The organism is Sphaerotilus microaerophilus (genome assembly GCF_023734135.1).
Classification (GTDB): Bacteria; Pseudomonadota; Gammaproteobacteria; order Burkholderiales; family Burkholderiaceae_C; genus Sphaerotilus; species Sphaerotilus microaerophilus.
Window position 1 is genome coordinate 1,299,663 of the sequence record NZ_AP025730.1, and the last position, 16,160, is coordinate 1,315,822.

Below are 16,160 nucleotides of genomic sequence, written 5' to 3' on the forward strand. Positions count from 1 at the left end.
GACCGTGAGCTCGCTCGCCACCGCCACCCATCCCGCGCCGGTGCCCGCCCGCGCCCGGGCCCTGCTCGGTACCGGGCTGGTGCGCCACGCCCGGCTGCGTCCGGTGCCGCACGAGTTCCGCTACCCGACCTGGTTCCTGCTGCTGCCGCTGCGCTCGCTGCGCCAGTCGCCCGATGCGGTGCTGGCGCGCAACCGCGCAGGCTGGGTGAGCTTTCACGACGCCGACCACGGCGAGGGCGGCCCGGATGCGCTGGCCTGGTTCGAGCGCCTGCTGGCCGAGGCTGGCATCGACGACGCCGATGGCGAGGTCTGGCTGCACACCTACCCGCGCGTGTTCGGCATCGTCTTCAAGCCGGTGAGTTTCTGGTACGCCCACCGCGCCGACGGCTCGCTGGCGGCCGTGCTGGCCGAGGTGAACAACACCTTCGGCGAGCGACACGCCTACCTGCTCGACGGCCCGGGGCTCGGCTGGGGGCGCGAGGTCGGCGTGCGCAAGGTTTTCCACGTCTCGCCCTTCTGCAGCGTCGATGGGCGCTACCGCTTCCGCTTCCTGCGCGTGCCGGGGGTCCCGGGCGACGTGGTGGACGCCGGGCGCACCGTGGTGCGCGTTGATCTCGACGATGCCGGCGGCCCGCTGCTGTCGACCAGTGTCAGCGGCCAACTCGAGCCGCTCACCCGTGCCGCACTCTGGCGAGCCGGCCGGCGCATGCCGGCGCTGACCGCCATGGTGCTGGCCCGCATCCACTGGCAGGCGCTGCAGCTGTGGCTCAAGCGCGTGCCCTTCTGGCGCAAGCCGCAGCCGCCTGCCGCCGTGGTCAGCCGCTGATTCCTGCCGCCCATTTCCTTCCCTCCACCTGAGCGCACCTCGCCATGAACGACACCACCGTCCTGACGTCGCCGACGCTGGCCCGTCCGCCGTCCTCCACCCAGCGCCTGCCGGTGGCGGCGCGCTCCGTGCTGGGGCTGCTGGAGCGCCTGCCGCACGGCCATCTGCACCTGCAGCTGCCCGACGGCAGCGTGCGCCACTTTGGCCGCGACACCTCCGCGCAGGCGCCCCAGGCCAGCCTGCGCCTGCACGACGGATCGCCGCTGGCGGCCGCGCTGGCCGAGGGCGACATCGGCTTTGCGCGCAGCTACATCGAGGGCGGCTGGGACACGCCCGACCTGAGCGCGCTGTTGCGCCTGCTGCTGGCCAATCGCGAGGCGCTGGAGCGCCTGGTCTACGGCAGCTGGTGGGGCGGCCTGGCGCACCGGCTGCGCCATGCGCTCAACCGCAACAGCCGCAGCGGCAGCCGCCGCAACATCCACCTGCACTACGACCTGGGCAACCACTTCTATCGCAGCTGGCTGGACGAGACGATGAACTACTCGTCGGCCTGGTTCGAGGGCGACCTCGACCGCCCGCTGGCGCAGGCCCAGCAGGCCAAGATGCGCCGTGCGCTGACCGAGGCTGGCGTGGGGCCTGGCAGCCGCGTGCTGGAGATCGGCTGCGGCTGGGGCGCGGTGGCCGAGGTGGCGGCCCGTGATCTGGACGCACAGCTGACCGGCGTGACGCTCTCCAGCGAGCAGCTGAACTGGGGCCAGCAGCGGCTGGCGCGTGCCGGTCTGGCCGAGCGCGCCGACCTGCGCCTGCAGGACTACCGCGACATCACCGACCCGGCCTTTGACGCGATCGTCTCGATCGAGATGTTCGAGGCGGTCGGCGAGGCCCAGTGGCCCACCTATTTCCGCCAGGTGCAGCGCCTGCTCAAGCCGGGCGCTCGGGCCTGCATCCAGACCATCACGATCCGCGACGACCTGTTCGATCGCTACCGCCGCTCCAGCGACTTCATCCAGCAGTACATCTTCCCGGGCGGCATGCTGCCCTGCGACGCCGCCTTCCGCCGCGAAGCCGAGCGGGCCGGGCTGGTGGTGGAGCGGGCCTTCGGCTTCGGCCGCGACTATGCCGAGACGCTGCGGCGCTGGCGTGTCGCCTTCGACGCCCAGCGCACCGCCGTGCAGCGCCTGGGCTTCGACGCCACCTTCCAGCGCACCTGGGAGTTCTACCTGGCCTACTGTGAGGCGGCCTTCGACACCGGCAACACCGACGTCGTGCAGTACACGCTGAGGCGGGCGGCGTGAGCGGGAACGTTGGCGCCCCCACGCGCCGCTCGTTCCTGGCGGCCGGGCTGCTCGGGCCGCTGCTGGCTCGTGCGGCGGCTGCGTCCGACGAGGCACCGGAGGCCCAGGAGGCGCTGCGGCTGCTGCCCGGCGCCCAGGAGCAGGGGCGCATGCGGCTGCGCTGGTTCGGCCTGCCGATCTACGACGCCCGGCTCTGGACGCGCCAGCCCGTGACGGCCACCGGCTATGCGCAGCAGGAGTTCGTGCTCGGCCTGCGCTACGTGCGCGCGCTGGAGGGCGCGGCGATCGCCGAGCGCTCGCTGCAGGAGATGCAGCGCCAACAGGCGCTGCCCGAGGCCCAGGCGCAGGCCTGGCTGGCGCAGATGCGCGCGGCCTTCCCCGATGTGCAGCCAGGTGACCGGCTGCTCGGCTGGCACCGGCCGGGGCGCGAATCGGCGTTCTACCTGAATGGGCGACCCACGCACGCGGTCGCAGACGCCGGGTTTGCGGGGTCTGCGGGGTTTGGCGAGCGCTTCTTCGGCATCTGGCTGTCGCCGCGCAGCCGGGATGCGGCCCAGCGCGACGCGCTGCTCGGGCTGGTGCCGCGATGACGTCCGCGCCCCGGCGCGCGGCAGCGCCCGCCGCCTGGAACCCACGCGCCGCGCTGGCCTATGGCGGCCTGGGGGCCCCGCTGGCCTTCGTCGCCCTGCCGCTGTATGTGCAACTGCCGCAGCACTACGCGCAGGTGCACGGCGTGGCGCTGGCCACCCTCGGCGCCCTGCTGCTGGCGGTGCGCTGCCTGGATGCGCTGGTGGATCCGCTGCTGGGGCGATGGGCGGACCGGCTGCTGGCGCGCGGTGGCCGTGCGGCCTGGGCGCTGCTGGGGGCAGCGGCGGTGCTGGTGGCGCTGGGCTTCGTGCAGCTGTTCTTTGCGCCGCCGCTCGGCCCAGCCGAACTGCTCGCCTGGTGTGGCGGCTGGCTGGCGCTGACCTGCGCGGGCTGGTCGCTGGCGTCGGTGCTGCACCAGGCCTGGGGCGTGCGGCTGGGCGGAGGCGAGCTGGCGCAGTCACGCTGGGTGTCGGCGCGCGAGGGCGCCGGGCTGGTCGGCGTGGTGGCCGCCAGCCTGCTGCCCAGCTTGGCCGGGCTGACGGTGACGGCTGTCGTGCTCTGCGCCGCGCTGGCCATCGGCTGGCTGGCGCTGCGTGCGGCGCCGGCTCCACCGCCTGTGCTGCCGGCCGATCCCGAGGTGGCGCCGGTACGTCCGGCGGGGGCAGTCGCATGGCAGGGGCTGCTGCTGCCCTGGCGGCTGCCGGCCTTTCGTCGCATGCTGGCGGTCTACCTCGTCAACGGCGTGGCGGCGGCGGTGCCGGCCACGCTGGTGCTGTTCTTCATCCGCGATCGCTTGCAGGCGCCGGCCTGGGAGGGTGCGTTCCTGGCGCTGTACTTCGTGGCCGGTGTGGTCTCGCTGCCCGCCTGGGTGCACGCCGTGCGCCGCTGGGGGGCGGTGCGCGCCTGGGCGCTGGGCATGGTGATCGCCGTGGCGGGTTTTGCCGGGGCGATCGGCCTGGGCGCTGGCGATGTGGCGCTGTTCGCCGCGGTCTGCCTGGCCAGCGGGCTGGCGCTGGGGGCCGACCTGGCGCTGCCCGCCACCCTGCTGGCCGAGGTGGTGGCCAGCCGTCGCGGGAGCACCGGGTCGGGCAGGGATGGAGGGGCGGGCGCCGATGCGGGCCTGTTCTTCGGCTGGTGGAATGCCGCGTCCAAGCTGAACCTCGCGCTGGCGGCCGGCCTCGTGCTGCCGCTGCTGGGCTGGCTGGGCTACGTGCCGGGTGCCGCCAGCCCGGCCGGGCTCGACGCGCTGGCCTGGGTCTATGCCGGACTGCCCTGCGTCCTGAAGCTGGCGGCCCTGGCCCTGCTGCTGCGCTGGGGTGGGCCGACGCAGTCGACAGTGCCGACGCGACCCTCGGCGTCGGTGCCTGCCGCCGCGGCGGCCGCCGATCCTCCCTGAGAACCTGTGTACGACCGACTGTCCAAGGACACCCGCCCATGACCCGTTTCCATCGTTTCGCCCTGCGCTGCACCCGTGCCGGCCTACTCGCGGCACTGGCCGCACCGGTGGTCCTGACTGGCTGTGCCAGCGGGCCGCGCATCGAGGACCATGCCGGGCAGCAACCCACGCTGGACCTGCGGCGCTACTTCGACGGCCCGTTGGTGGCCCACGGCCTGTTCACCGACCGCAACGGCGTGGTGCAGCGGCGCTTCACGGTGCAGCTCAAGGGCACCTGGTCGGGGGATCAGGGCGTGCTGGAAGAGGATTTCACCTACAGTGACGGGCGCACCGAGCGCCGCGTCTGGCGCCTGGCCCGCGAGGGCAACGGGCACTGGAGCGGCCGGGCCGACGACGTGGTGGGCACCGCCCGCGGCGAGTCCGCCGGCAACGCGCTGCGCTGGCAGTACACCCTGCGCCTGCCGGTGGATGGGCGGGAGTGGGAGGTGCAGTTCGACGACTGGATGTACCTGATGGACGAGAAGGTGCTGCTCAACCGTGCCGTGATGAGCAAGTTCGGCATCCGGCTGGGGGAGGTCACGCTCTCCTTCCACCGCCCCTGAAAGGCCATTGCCCATGCCGCTGTTCATGCCGCCCAATCCTCCCCTGACCGACTGGCGTGGCCGCGTCGCCTGGATCGTCGGCGCCTCCAGCGGCATCGGCCGGGCCACCGCCGCGCGCCTGGCGCGAGCGGGCGCGCAGGTGGTCGTCTCGGCGCGCAGCCGCGATGCGCTGGCCGGCTTCGTCGACACCTACCCGGGCGCGCTCGCCCTGCCGCTGGACGTGACGCAGCGCGACTCGGTCCTGGCGGCGCACGACGACCAGATGGGCCGCTTCGGCCGCATCGACCTGCTGCTGTATTGCGCCGGCCACTACCAGGCGCAACGCGCCACCGCGCTGGACCTGGACGAGCTGCTGCGCCACGAGCAGGTCAACTACGTCGGAGCCCTGCATGTGCTGGACGCCGTGCTGCCGGTGCTGCTGGCGCAGGGCAGCGGGCACCTGAGCTTCGTGGCCAGCGTGGCGGGCTGGCGTGGCCTGCCCAATGCACTGGCCTACGGGCCGACCAAGGCGGCGCTGAACAACCTGGCCGAGTGCCTGCACCTGGACCTGTCTGCGCGCGGTCTGGGCGTGTCGGTGATCAACCCCGGCTTCGTCGAGACGCCGCTGACCGCAGGCAACCCCTTCCCGATGCCGGCGCTGATCCAGCCCGACGAAGCGGCCGCGGCGATGCTGGCGGGCTGGGCGCGCGGCGAGTTCGACATCCACTACCCCAAGCGCTTCACGCGGCTGCTGCGGCTGCTGCGCTGCCTGCCGCACCGGTTGTACTTCCCGCTGGTGCGCAAGGTGACCGGGCTGTGAGCAGCGCCTCGTCAGCGCCGCGCCTGCCGCGCGCCCACCCCGACGTGCGGGTGGCGAGGGTGGCCCGCTTCTTCGAGGACCTCGTGCCGGCCGACCTGGACCGGCTCGGCGAGATCTACAGCGCCGACGCGGCGTTCAAGGACCCGTTCAACGAGGTGCGCGGGCTGGAGGCCATCCGCCGCATCTTTGTGCACATGTACGCCGAACTGGACGGCCCGCGCTTCGTCGTGACGCAGGCGGTGGCCGAGGGCGACATGGCCTTCCTGACCTGGACCTTCCACTTCCGCAGCCCGCGGCTTCAGCCGCAGGACGTGGTGGTGCGTGGTGCCACGCAGCTGGCGTTCGATCCGCACAGCGGCCTCGTCGTGCTGCACCGCGACTACTGGGACACCGGCGAGGAGCTCTACGCCCGCCTGCCGCTGCTCGGGGCGGTGATGCGCTGGCTGCGCCGCCGGGGCAGCGCGACCCAAGCGTGAGTCGGCGTGTGAGCCGGTGGCCGGTGCCACCCTCTGCTGGTCAGTCGCTGCTGCCGCGCTGGCCTTCGGTCAGGGTGTCGAGCTGGAAGCGCCCGCTCTTGTCGACCAGCCAGATGTCCGTGTAGATCATCTCGGTGCCCAGCTTGGCCGGGGCGGGGTAGGGGCCCGCTCGCTGGATCATCTGCCTGATCCAGGGCATGACCTCCTTGGCCACGGCCGGCTCGCGGGTGAACTCCACCTGCAGCACCTTGCCCTGGGCGTCGAGGGTGGTTTCCACCACCGTGACCGCATAGAGCAGCGGCGGCAGCTTGCCGCGCATCACCTGCATCGGGTAGGTCAGGTAGAGGTGTCGGGCCGCGTCCTGCCGGTAGGCCTTGGGCGACTCGGCCTCCGAAGCCTCCAGCTGCGGGGCCGGCAGGGGCTGGGGTGGGGCGGTGAACTGCGCCTGCGCCACCGAGGCGAACGCCCCCAGACACAGGGCAGCGGCGAAGTTCGGCAGGGCGGTGCGGCGCAGGGGCATGGGGTGGGCTCGACGAGGCGCGGAGGCGCGGGTACCTGGTGTGTCGGCCAATGGCCACCAAGCCTGATCGAGTGTAGGCAGCCCCTTCTGGCGTTTGTCGTGCAAATTGCCCGGGGAAGCCACCGCTGTTTGCCCAGCGGCGCGCTTCAACGCATCCAGCCCTTGCGGCGGAAATAAATCAGCGGGGCAGCGACCGAGGCCAGCATCAGGCCCAGTGCCAGCGGGTAGCCCCAGACCTGGTCCAGCTCGGGCATGTGGCGGAAGTTCATGCCGTAGATGCTGGCGATCAGCGTCGGTGGCAGCAGCGCGACGCTGGCCACCGAGAAGATCTTGATGATCTTGTTCTGGTTGATGTTGATGAAGCCGACCGTGGCGTCCATCAGGAAGTTGATCTTGTCGAACACGAAGGCGGTGTGCGAGTCCAGCGAGTCGATGTCGCGCAGGATCTGGCGCGCTTCCTCGAACTGTTCCGCGTTGAGCATGCGCGCGCGCATCATGAAGCTCACCGCGCGGCGCGTGTCCATCACATTGCGGCGGATGCGCCCGTTCAGGTCTTCCTCCCGCGCGATCGACGCCAGCGCGATGCCCGCTGCGTGGTCGTCGAAGTCCTGCTTGAGCACGCGGGCGCTGACCTTCTCCAGCTCGTCGTAGATGCTCTCCAGTGCGTCGGCGGAGTACTCCGCGTCGGCATCGTAGAGCTTGAGCAGCACGTCCTTGGCGTCCTCGATCAGCGCCGGTATGCGGCGCGCGCGCAGGCGCAGCAGCCGGAACACCGGCAGGTCCTCGGCATGTACCGAGAACAGCACCTTGTGGTGCAGGATGAAGGCCACGCGCACGTTGCGCGGTGTCTCGCCGTCGTCGATCAGGAAGTCGGAGCGGATGTGCAGTTCGCCGTTGTCTTCCTCGTAGAAGCGGGCGGACTCTTCCAGGTCGTCGTCGACGATGTTGTCGGGGATGATCAGCCCGAAGCGGGCCTGCACCCAGCCCTTTTCAGCCGGTGTCGGCGCCTCCATGTCCACCCAGACCGGCGACACATGTGCCAGCGCGTCGGGGTCGTCGATCTCTTCCTGGATCAGGCGACCATTGGCCAGGGTGAATACATTGAGCATCGGCAGTCCTGCGCCGTGCACCTGGCAGCAGCAGGCGGAACATCACGGCAATCCGGTGGGAGGGGGCGGTGGCGGGCAAACCGTCTCACTCCACGCAACCACCGCAGGGCAGGGGCCGGGAGGGACGGTCACCAAGGGTGACAGCTGTCCAACAGGAACTCCATGAGCTGGAAAGAAGCTGTAATTATCGCACTGCGTCGCAGCCTGTCCGGATCAGCGCCCGGTCGCCGCGGCGCCTGCCCGCGAGGCTGGACGACATCCCTACAAACCCGTAGGGTACCCCCAAAAAGCGAGATCGCGACCCATTACCACACGGTTGCTTCAGGGTCACGACCCGTGCGCTTGCCAGAGATCGCGGCAGCCGTCACACTGGAATCGACGGTCGGTACAGACAGCCGGCCGGGTCGGACATACTAGGTTTCCTCCCACCCACCTCTATCCGAAAGGAGGTCTCATGAACCTGACGATCAGCGGTCATCACCTGGAAGTCACCCCTGCGCTGCGCGAGTACGTGCTCACGAAGCTGGATCGAGTGACGCGTCACTTTGATCAGGTGGTGGATGTCACCGTGCTGCTCACCGTGGAAAAGCAGAAGGAGAAGGAACGTCGCCAGCGGGCTGAAGTGACCTTGCATGCCAAGGGCAAGGACATCTTCGTTGAAAGTGCGCACGAGGATCTGTACGCCGCGATCGATCAACTGATGGACAAGCTGGACCGTCAGGTGGTGCGCCACAAGGACCGCTTGCAGGACCACCACCACGAATCGCCCAAGCGCAGCGCGATGGTCGGCGAGGCATCGTGATACGCATCACGCGCCCGGGCTGAATCAGACGGTACGACGGCCTCCTTGCGAGGCCGTTTTCTCATTTCGGGTGTCAAACTGCAAGTTTTGTGTTGGATCTGTTGTCCTCAGGCAACCCTGCGCGGAACCCTGGACCTGCAGGGGCCTTGAGGTCCGCGCACCGATCGGGGCGATTCCTATAATTCGCATCCCGTCGAACGCCGGCCCTGTGGCCCGTCGATGATTCACCCAGACGTCCTCTTACGATGAACCGCCTCGCCGCCATCCTTCCGGCCAGCAACGTGCTGGTCAATGTGGAGGCCTCCAGCAAGAAGCGTGCGTTCGAGCAGGCGGGCCTGCTGTTCGAGAACGGTCACTCGATCGCACGGGCGACGGTGACGGACAACCTGTTCGCCCGCGAACGACTGGGCTCCACCGGGCTGGGGCACGGCGTGGCGATCCCCCATGGCCGCATCAAGGGTCTGAAGAATCCGCTCGCCGCGGTCATCCGCGTGCAGCAGCCGATCCCCTTCGAGGCGCCCGACGACGAACCCGTCACGCTGCTGATCTTCCTGCTCGTGCCCGAGGCGGCCACGCAGCGCCACCTGGAGATCCTCTCCGAGATCGCCGAGTTGCTGTCCGACCGCGAGCTGCGCGAGCAGATCAAGGTCGAGGCCGATCCGGCCCGGGTGCACGAATTGATCTCCCGCTGGGAACCGTTGAAGTCGGTGGCCTGAGCCGGCCACAGCGGCCCATCCTGCCAGTCCCCTCCCACTTGCCGAGCGCGCGTTGAAACCCACCGTCATCAGCGCCGAAGCGCTGTTCGATGCCCACCGGCAGGCGCTGAAGTGGGAGTGGATCGCTGGTCACGCCCATCCCGAGCGGCGTTTCGACGAGGTGGCGGTCCGCGATGCCCAGTCGGCCGCCGATCTGGTCGGCTACCTGAACTACATCCACCCCTACCGGGTGCAGATCGTCGGCCGGCGTGAAGTTGGCTACCTGGCGTCAGGCGATGCCGAGGTCCAGGAGCGGCGCATCTCGCGCATCGTGACGCTGGAGCCACCGGTGCTGGTGGTGGCCGACGGCTGCACGCCGCCGGACCGGCTGGTGGCGATGTGCGAGCGCGCCGAGCTGCCTCTGTTCTGCACGCAGGACTCGGCCGGCCATGTGATCGACGTGCTGCGCGGCTACCTGGGCCAGCACTTTGCCGAGCGCACGTCGCGCCACGGGGTGTTCATGGACATCCTCGGCCTGGGTGTTCTGCTGACGGGTGAGTCGGGCCTGGGCAAGAGTGAACTCGGCCTGGAGCTGATCTCTCGCGGCCATGGCCTGGTGGCCGATGACGTGGTGGACCTCTACCGGGTCTCCCAGTCCGCCATCGAGGGGCGCTGCCCGGAACTGCTGCGCAACCTGCTGGAGGTGCGTGGCATCGGCCTGCTGGACATCAAGGCCATCTTTGGCGAGACGGCGGTGCGCCGCAAGATGCGCCTCAAACTCATCGTCCACCTCGTGCGCAAGGAGACGCTGGACCGCGACTTCGAGCGCCTGCCCTACGAGCCCCTGTACGAGGACGTGCTAGGCATGCCGGTGCGCAAGGTGGTGATCGCCGTGGATGCCGGCCGCAACCTGGCCGTTCTGGTGGAGGCTGCGGTGCGCAACACCGTGCTGCAACTGCGTGGCATCGACACCTACAAGGAATTCATCCAGCGCCACCGCGAGATGATGGAGCGCGGCGACTCGGGCGCTGCCTGACGCTACCGGACGATGCGCACGAGCGTGTGCGCGGGCCTGCGGCTCAATGCCCAGCGCTCAGGACTGGTGGCGAGCCTTCTTCGGTCGCCGGGCGCAACCCTCGTTGGTGCAGCGTGCGTACAGTGCGAGCGAATGCTCCTCCAGCAGAAAGCCGCGCTCCTGCGCGACCGTGCGCTGGCGGGTCTCGATCTGGGCGTCGAAGAACTCTTCCACGTGGCCGCAGTCCACGCAGACCAGGTGGTCATGGTGGTGGCCTTCATTGAGTTCGAACACCGCCTTGCCACTCTCGAAGTGGTTGCGCGACAGGATACCGGCCTGTTCGAACTGCATCAGCACGCGGTACACGGTGGCCAGGCCGATGTCCGAGCCGTCGGTGAGCAGGACCTTGTAGACGTCTTCGGCCGTCAGGTGGCGCTGGCTGGAGCGCTGGAAGATTTCCAGGATCTTGATGCGCGGCAGCGTGGCCTTGAGGCCGGAACTCTTGATTTCTTCCGCGTGGGTCATGGGCGACGGCGCTCGACGGGGCTCGATACAATTTCCGGATCATATCGGCAGGCGTTGCCTCGCGTGGCGCCCAGGCACAATGCACGGCATGTCTTTTCCGTCTTGGCGCGTCGGCGCCACTTTGACCGTGGCCCTGCTCGTGGCGGGCTGCGCTTCGTCCACCGGGGGCGGCGCCGCTGCGGCGCTGCAGCCCTATCGCATGGAAGTCGTGCAGGGCAACGTGGTCACGCGCGAGATGCTGGAGCAGTTGCGCCCCGGCCTGACGCGCGACCAGGTGCGTGGCCTGTTCGGTTCCCCGCTGCTGACCGACATCTTCCACGCCGACCGCTGGGACTACGTCTTCACGATCCGTCGCCAGGGGGCGGCGCCCCAGCAGCGCCGCGTCACCGTCTACTTCGCCAGTGACCGCGTGCAGCGCCACGAGGCCGGCGAGCTGCCCTCCGAACGGGAGTTCGTGGCCTCGATCGACGCCGCCAAGGTGAAGGCGCGCACTGCCCCGCTGGAGCTGAACGAGACCCAGCTGCGCGCCCTGCCGCTGCCGGTGGGGCGCCCCGCCGCGGCCGTTGCGGCGGCGGGGCCGGCCAGTGCCCCGCAGCGCGTCTATCCGCCGCTGGAGCCGGATGCGCGGCCCTGACCTCCCGAGAACCTGAACCACGCGCCGCCTAGGCCGACATGAGCGACATGAGCGACACACCCCACCGCATTGCCATCGCCGGCTGCACCGGTCGCATGGGCCACATGCTGATCGAGGCCGTGCTGGCTACCGATGACTGCACGCTGGCCGGTGCCCTTGACCGCGCCGACAGCCCGGCCATCGGCCAGGACGCCACCGCCTTCCTGGGCCGCGTCAGCGGCGTGGCGGTGAGCGCCGACCTGCGCTCCGGCCTGCAGGGCGCGCACTGCCTGATCGACTTCACTCGCCCCGAGGGCACGATGGCCCACTTGGCCGCCTGCCGCGAGTTGGGCGTCAAATTGGTCATCGGCACCACCGGCTTCAGCGAGGCGCAGAAGGCCGAGATCGCCGCGGCGTCGAAGGACATCGCCATCATGATGGCGCCCAACATGAGCGTGGGTGTCAACGTCGTGCTCAAGCTGCTGGAGACGGCGGCCAAGGCGCTCAACCAGGGCTATGACATCGAGATCGTCGAGGCGCACCATCGCCACAAGGTCGATGCGCCCAGCGGCACCGCGCTGAAGATGGGCGAGGTGGTGGCCGCCGCGATCGGCCGCGACCTGAAGGCATGCGCCGTCTACGGCCGCGAAGGCGTGACCGGCGAGCGCGACCCGAGCACCATCGGCTTTGCCACCGTGCGCGGGGGCGACGTGGTCGGCGATCACACCGTGATGTTCATGGGCACTGGCGAGCGCATCGAGATCACCCACAAGTCCAGTAGCCGCGCCACCTACGCCCAGGGCAGCCTGCGCGCCGCGCGCTTCCTGGCGGGACGGTCGAACGGGCTGTTCGGCATGGACGACGTGCTTGGCCTCGGCTGAGCGATTCCCGGCACAGGACCGCACAGGACATTCGCATGGGAGGCTACGCCAGGCTCTGGGCCGAGGGGGACGCGATCACCCGCACGGTGGCGCTGTTGCTGCTGGCGATGTCGGTGTCCGCCTGGGTGGTGATCCTGTGGAAGGGCTGGGTGCTCACGCGGGTGCGGCGTGACGTGGCCCGCGCCGTGCCGGCGTTCTGGTCCGGTGCCGACCTGGCATCGGCGCGCCTGCAGCTGCAGGCGATCGACCGTGAGCAGGTGCTCACCCCCCTGCTCGATGCCGCGCTGCTGACCCCGCCGGCGGGCACGCTGGAGTCGGCCGGCCAGGCCGAATCGCAACTGACGCGCCGCCTGCGTGACGCGCTGCACCGCATCGTCGCCCAGCTGCAGTACGGCCAGGTGCTGCTGGCCTCGGTGGGCAGCACGGCGCCCTTCATCGGCCTGTTCGGCACCGTCTGGGGCATCTACCACGCGCTGCTGGGCATCTCGGCGGCCGGCAGCATCAGCATCGACAAGGTGGCCGGCCCGGTGGGTGAGGCGCTCATCATGACCGCCGCCGGCCTGGCCGTGGCGATCCCTGCGGTGCTGGCCTACAACGTCTTCGGCAAGTGGGTGGGCGCCTGCGAGGCGGAGCTGGAGGGCTTTGCCCACGACCTGCGCGAGATGCTGCTGGATCGCTCCCCGGGCGAGCGGCGCAGCGGCGAAGCGGGCTGACGGAGGAGCCATCGCGATGGCCTTCGGTCGCCTCGAACGCAGCCCCGGCCCGCAGCCGATGAGCGACATCAACATGACGCCGCTGATTGACGTCATGCTGGTGCTGCTGGTGATCTTCATGATCGCCGCGCCGCTGATGACCGCCAGCTTGAAACTCGACCTGCCCAAGGCCGACGGCGCCACGCCGGTGACCGAGGCGCCGCAGGCGCTGCAGGTGGCGCTGCAGGCCGACGGCAGCCTGTACCTGGGTGAAGAGAAGCTGCCCCCGCCTGCCTTTGGAGAGCGCCTGGCGGCCGTGGCCAAGCGCGGTGGCGAACTGCCCGAGGTGCAGCTGCGCGCCGACCGCGCCGTGCCCTACGGCCGCGTGGCCGAGCTGATCGGCCAGCTGCAGGCAGCGGGGCTGAACCGCATCGCCTTTGTCACCGAGCCGGGGTCGACCGCCGCTGCGGCCTCGGCGGCGCGCTGATCGCGCCCTGAGCGCACCCGACGCCGGGCTCGCCCCGGCCCCACGCGATAATCCCCCGCTTCCGCCGCCCGATCGGCGAGGTCCGCCTGCCGTCGCAGGACGACGGACCGCTCCCCTGCTTGCTGCTGCCGCGCCATGAACGAGAAATACGATCCCGCTGCCGTCGAATCCGCCGCCCAGACCGCCTGGCGTGCTGCCGACGCCTACCGCGTCACCGAGGACGCCAGCAAGGCCAAGTTCTACGCCTGCTCGATGCTGCCCTACCCCTCGGGCAAGCTGCACATGGGCCATGTGCGCAACTACACCATCAACGACATGCTCACGCGCCAGCTGCGCATGAAGGGCATGAACGTGCTGATGCCCATGGGCTGGGACGCCTTCGGCCTGCCCGCCGAGAACGCCGCGTTGAAGAACCGCGTGCCGCCGGAGAAGTGGACGCGCGAGAACATCGCCCACATGAAGGGCCAGATGCTGGCGATGGGCCTGGCGATCGACTGGAGCCGCGAGGTCGCCACCTGCGACCCCGAGTACTACAAGTGGAACCAGTGGCTTTTCCTGAAGATGCTGGAGGCCGGCATTGCCGAGCGCCGCACCCAGGTGGTGAACTGGGACCCGGTGGACATGACCGTGCTGGCCAACGAGCAGGTCATCGACGGCCGGGGCTGGCGCTCGGGCGCGCCGGTGGAAAAGCGCGAGATCCCGGGCTACTACCTGAACATCACGAAGTACGCCGACGAGTTGCTCAGCGCGGTGGCGAACCCCGAGGACCCGAACTACCTCTCCGGCTGGCCCGAGCGCGTGCGCTTGATGCAGGAGAACTGGATCGGCAAGAGCGAGGGCGTGCGCTTCGCCTTTCCGCATCAGATCCGCGCTAACGACGGCGAGCTGATCCAGGGCGGGCGGCTCTACGTCTTCACGACGCGCGCCGACACGATCATGGGCGTGACCTTCTGCGCCGTGGCGCCGGAGCACCCGCTGGCCGCGCACGCCGCGGCGGGCAACCCGGCGCTGGCGGTTTTCATCGCCGAATGCGCCCAGGGCGGCACCACCGAGGCCGAGCTGGCCACGCAGGAAAAGAAGGGCATGGCCACCGGCCTGTTCGTCACCCACCCGCTGACCGGAGCGCAGGTCGAGGTCTGGGTCGGCAACTACGTGCTGATGAGCTACGGCGACGGCGCGGTGATGGGCGTGCCGGCGCACGACGAGCGCGACTTCGCCTTCGCCAACAAGTACGGCATCGCGATCAAGCAAGTCGTGAAGGTGGGTGACGAGCCGTTCTCGCTCGACGCCTGGGCCGACTGGTACGGCGACAAGCAGCGCGCGGTCTGCGTCAACTCCGGCGCTGAATTTGCATTTTTGGACGGCCTGGCCTACAAGGACGCCGTCAGCAAGGTCGCCGAGTTGCTCGCCGCCCAGGGGCTGGGCGAGAAAAAGACCACCTGGCGCCTGCGCGACTGGGGCATCAGCCGCCAGCGCTACTGGGGCACCCCGATCCCCATCATCCACTGCGACAGCTGCGGCGCCGTGCCGGTCCCCGAGCAGGACCTGCCGGTGGTGCTGCCGATCGACTGCGTGCCGGACGGCTCGGGCAACCCGCTGGCCAAGCGCGAGGACTTCCTGGCCGTCACCTGCCCCTGCTGCGGCAAGCCGGCGCGCCGCGAGACGGACACGATGGACACCTTCGTGGACAGCTCCTGGTACTACATGCGCTACTGCGACCCGACCAACGCCGACAAGATGGTCGCCGAGGGCACGCAGTACTGGATGGGCGCGGGGAATTCGGCCGGCACGCCGGGCATGGACCAGTACATCGGCGGCATCGAGCACGCCATCCTGCACCTGCTGTACGCGCGCTTCTGGACCAAGGTGATGCGCGACCTGAAGCTGGTCAGCGTCAGCGAGCCCTTCACCCGCCTGCTCACGCAGGGCATGGTGCTCAACCACATCTACTCGCGCCGCGGCGAGAAGGGCGGCATCGAGTACTTCTGGCCGCACGAGGTGGAGAACGTCTTCGACGCGGGCGGCAAGATCGTCGGCGCCAAGTTGAAGAGCGACGGCTCGGCGGTGGACTACCAGGGCGTGGGCACCATGTCCAAGTCCAAGAACAACGGCGTGGACCCGCAGGCGCTGATCGACCAGTACGGCGCAGACACCGCCCGCCTGTTCGTGATGTTCGCCAGCCCGCCAGAGCAGACGTTGGAGTGGAACGACGCCGGCGTCGAGGGGGCGCACCGCTTCCTCAAGCGCGTCTGGGGTTTTGCGGCGAAGAACGAGGCCCGGCTGAAGACCGCCACCGCCGGCAACCTGAGCGAGGCGCCGCTGCGTGCCGAGGCCAAGGCGCTGCGCCGCGAGCTGCACCTGGTGCTCAAGCAGATCAGCTACGACTTCGAGCGCATGCAGTACAACACCGTGGTGTCGGGCTGCATGAAGCTGCTCAACGCGATGGAAGCCTTCAAGCCGGACGGCTCGGCTGGCGACGACGCGGTGCTCTGCGAAGCCGTTTCGGTGCTGCTGCGCGGCCTCTATCCCGCCTGCCCGCACCTGACCTGGTCGCTTTGGCAGGAACTGGGTTTTGCGGCTCGCCTGGGCGACCTGCTCGACGCACCCTGGCCCGCGGTGGACGAGGCCGCGCTGGTGCAGGACGAGATCGAGCTGGTGCTGCAGGTCAACGGCAAGCTGCGTGGCGCGATCAAGGTGCCCGCCAGCGCCGACCGGGCCGCGATCGAGGCGGCGGCCGCGGCCAGCCCCGACGTGGCCAAGTTCGCCGAAGGCCGGCCGGTGAAGAAGATCATCGTCGTGCCCGGTCGGCTGGTGAACGTGGTCGTCTGACCCGGCTCGT

Annotated in this window: 18 protein-coding genes; 15 read left to right on the forward strand and 3 right to left on the reverse strand. The window is 69.8% G+C overall.

Annotated elements, in window-relative coordinates:
• Positions 1-4: 4 nt before the first annotated feature.
• Genes NGK70_RS05715 through NGK70_RS05745 form a run of 7 tightly spaced genes read left to right on the forward strand, consistent with a single transcriptional unit; the run spans position 5 to position 5,982 of the window.
• Positions 5-826 (forward strand): DUF1365 domain-containing protein, encoded by an 822-nt coding sequence (locus tag NGK70_RS05715; protein ID WP_251972314.1) that lies wholly within the window; start codon positions 5-7, stop codon positions 824-826.
• 44 nt (positions 827-870) lie between these two features.
• Positions 871-2,121 carry an SAM-dependent methyltransferase gene (locus NGK70_RS05720; RefSeq protein WP_251972315.1) on the forward strand — a complete coding sequence of 417 codons (1,251 nt, stop codon included), beginning with the start codon at positions 871-873 and terminating at the stop codon, positions 2,119-2,121.
• A complete protein-coding gene (locus NGK70_RS05725) occupies positions 2,118-2,711 on the forward strand; it encodes a chalcone isomerase family protein (protein WP_251972316.1) in 594 nt (197 codons plus the stop codon). The genes NGK70_RS05720 and NGK70_RS05725 overlap by 4 nt, the downstream gene beginning before the upstream one ends.
• On the forward strand, positions 2,708-4,105 hold the full coding sequence (locus NGK70_RS05730; RefSeq protein WP_251972317.1) for an MFS transporter: 1,398 nt from the start codon (positions 2,708-2,710) through the stop codon (positions 4,103-4,105). The genes NGK70_RS05725 and NGK70_RS05730 overlap by 4 nt, the downstream gene beginning before the upstream one ends.
• A 38-nt stretch (positions 4,106-4,143) precedes the next feature.
• Entirely contained in the window at positions 4,144-4,707 is a 564-nt protein-coding gene (locus NGK70_RS05735) for a DUF3833 domain-containing protein (protein WP_251972318.1), read from the forward strand.
• 25 nt (positions 4,708-4,732) lie between these two features.
• Entirely contained in the window at positions 4,733-5,506 is a 774-nt protein-coding gene (locus tag NGK70_RS05740; protein WP_251973690.1) for an SDR family NAD(P)-dependent oxidoreductase, read from the forward strand.
• The gene (locus NGK70_RS05745) at positions 5,503-5,982 is read left to right on the forward strand and encodes a nuclear transport factor 2 family protein (protein ID WP_251972319.1); all 480 of its coding nucleotides are present in this window, start codon (positions 5,503-5,505) and stop codon (positions 5,980-5,982) included. Before NGK70_RS05740 ends, NGK70_RS05745 begins: the two co-directional genes overlap by 4 nt.
• 40 nt (positions 5,983-6,022) lie before the next feature.
• On the opposite strand, the gene NGK70_RS05750 is transcribed toward NGK70_RS05745, so the two are convergent.
• The gene (locus tag NGK70_RS05750; protein WP_251972320.1) at positions 6,023-6,502 is read right to left on the reverse strand and encodes a hypothetical protein; all 480 of its coding nucleotides are present in this window, start codon (positions 6,500-6,502) and stop codon (positions 6,023-6,025) included.
• Between the two features lie 146 nt (positions 6,503-6,648).
• Entirely contained in the window at positions 6,649-7,611 is a 963-nt protein-coding gene (gene corA, locus NGK70_RS05755) for a magnesium/cobalt transporter CorA (protein ID WP_251972321.1), read from the reverse strand.
• 454 nt (positions 7,612-8,065) lie between these two features.
• Here corA and hpf point away from each other — a divergent pair, with 454 nt between their 5' ends.
• From hpf to hprK, 3 genes are all read left to right on the forward strand, one after another.
• Entirely contained in the window at positions 8,066-8,413 is a 348-nt protein-coding gene (gene hpf, locus NGK70_RS05760) for a ribosome hibernation-promoting factor, HPF/YfiA family (RefSeq protein WP_251972322.1), read from the forward strand.
• 245 nt (positions 8,414-8,658) lie between these two features.
• Positions 8,659-9,129, forward strand: a complete 471-nt coding sequence (locus NGK70_RS05765) for a PTS sugar transporter subunit IIA (RefSeq protein WP_251972323.1) — start codon at positions 8,659-8,661, stop codon at positions 9,127-9,129.
• A 52-nt stretch (positions 9,130-9,181) separates the two neighbouring features.
• On the forward strand, positions 9,182-10,144 hold the full coding sequence (gene hprK, locus NGK70_RS05770) for an HPr(Ser) kinase/phosphatase (protein ID WP_251972324.1): 963 nt from the start codon (positions 9,182-9,184) through the stop codon (positions 10,142-10,144).
• A gap of 57 nt (positions 10,145-10,201) precedes the next feature.
• Here the strand turns inward: hprK and fur are convergent, their stop codons facing one another.
• Positions 10,202-10,648: a ferric iron uptake transcriptional regulator gene (gene fur, locus NGK70_RS05775; protein ID WP_251972325.1), complete on the reverse strand. Its 447-nt coding sequence runs from the start codon at positions 10,646-10,648 to the stop codon at positions 10,202-10,204.
• An 88-nt stretch (positions 10,649-10,736) separates the two neighbouring features.
• Between fur and NGK70_RS05780 the strand changes: the two genes are divergently transcribed.
• From NGK70_RS05780 to leuS, 5 genes are all read left to right on the forward strand, one after another.
• Entirely contained in the window at positions 10,737-11,282 is a 546-nt protein-coding gene (locus NGK70_RS05780; protein WP_251972326.1) for an outer membrane protein assembly factor BamE, read from the forward strand.
• A gap of 47 nt (positions 11,283-11,329) precedes the next feature.
• Positions 11,330-12,142, forward strand: a complete 813-nt coding sequence (gene dapB / locus NGK70_RS05785) for a 4-hydroxy-tetrahydrodipicolinate reductase (protein WP_428985578.1) — start codon at positions 11,330-11,332, stop codon at positions 12,140-12,142.
• A 35-nt stretch (positions 12,143-12,177) separates the two neighbouring features.
• The gene (locus tag NGK70_RS05790) at positions 12,178-12,855 is read left to right on the forward strand and encodes a MotA/TolQ/ExbB proton channel family protein (RefSeq protein WP_251972328.1); all 678 of its coding nucleotides are present in this window, start codon (positions 12,178-12,180) and stop codon (positions 12,853-12,855) included.
• 16 nt (positions 12,856-12,871) lie between these two features.
• Positions 12,872-13,321 carry an ExbD/TolR family protein gene (locus NGK70_RS05795; RefSeq protein WP_251972329.1) on the forward strand — a complete coding sequence of 150 codons (450 nt, stop codon included), beginning with the start codon at positions 12,872-12,874 and terminating at the stop codon, positions 13,319-13,321.
• A gap of 135 nt (positions 13,322-13,456) precedes the next feature.
• On the forward strand, positions 13,457-16,150 hold the full coding sequence (leuS, locus tag NGK70_RS05800; protein ID WP_251972330.1) for a leucine--tRNA ligase: 2,694 nt from the start codon (positions 13,457-13,459) through the stop codon (positions 16,148-16,150).
• The last annotated feature ends 10 nt before the right edge of the window (positions 16,151-16,160 follow it).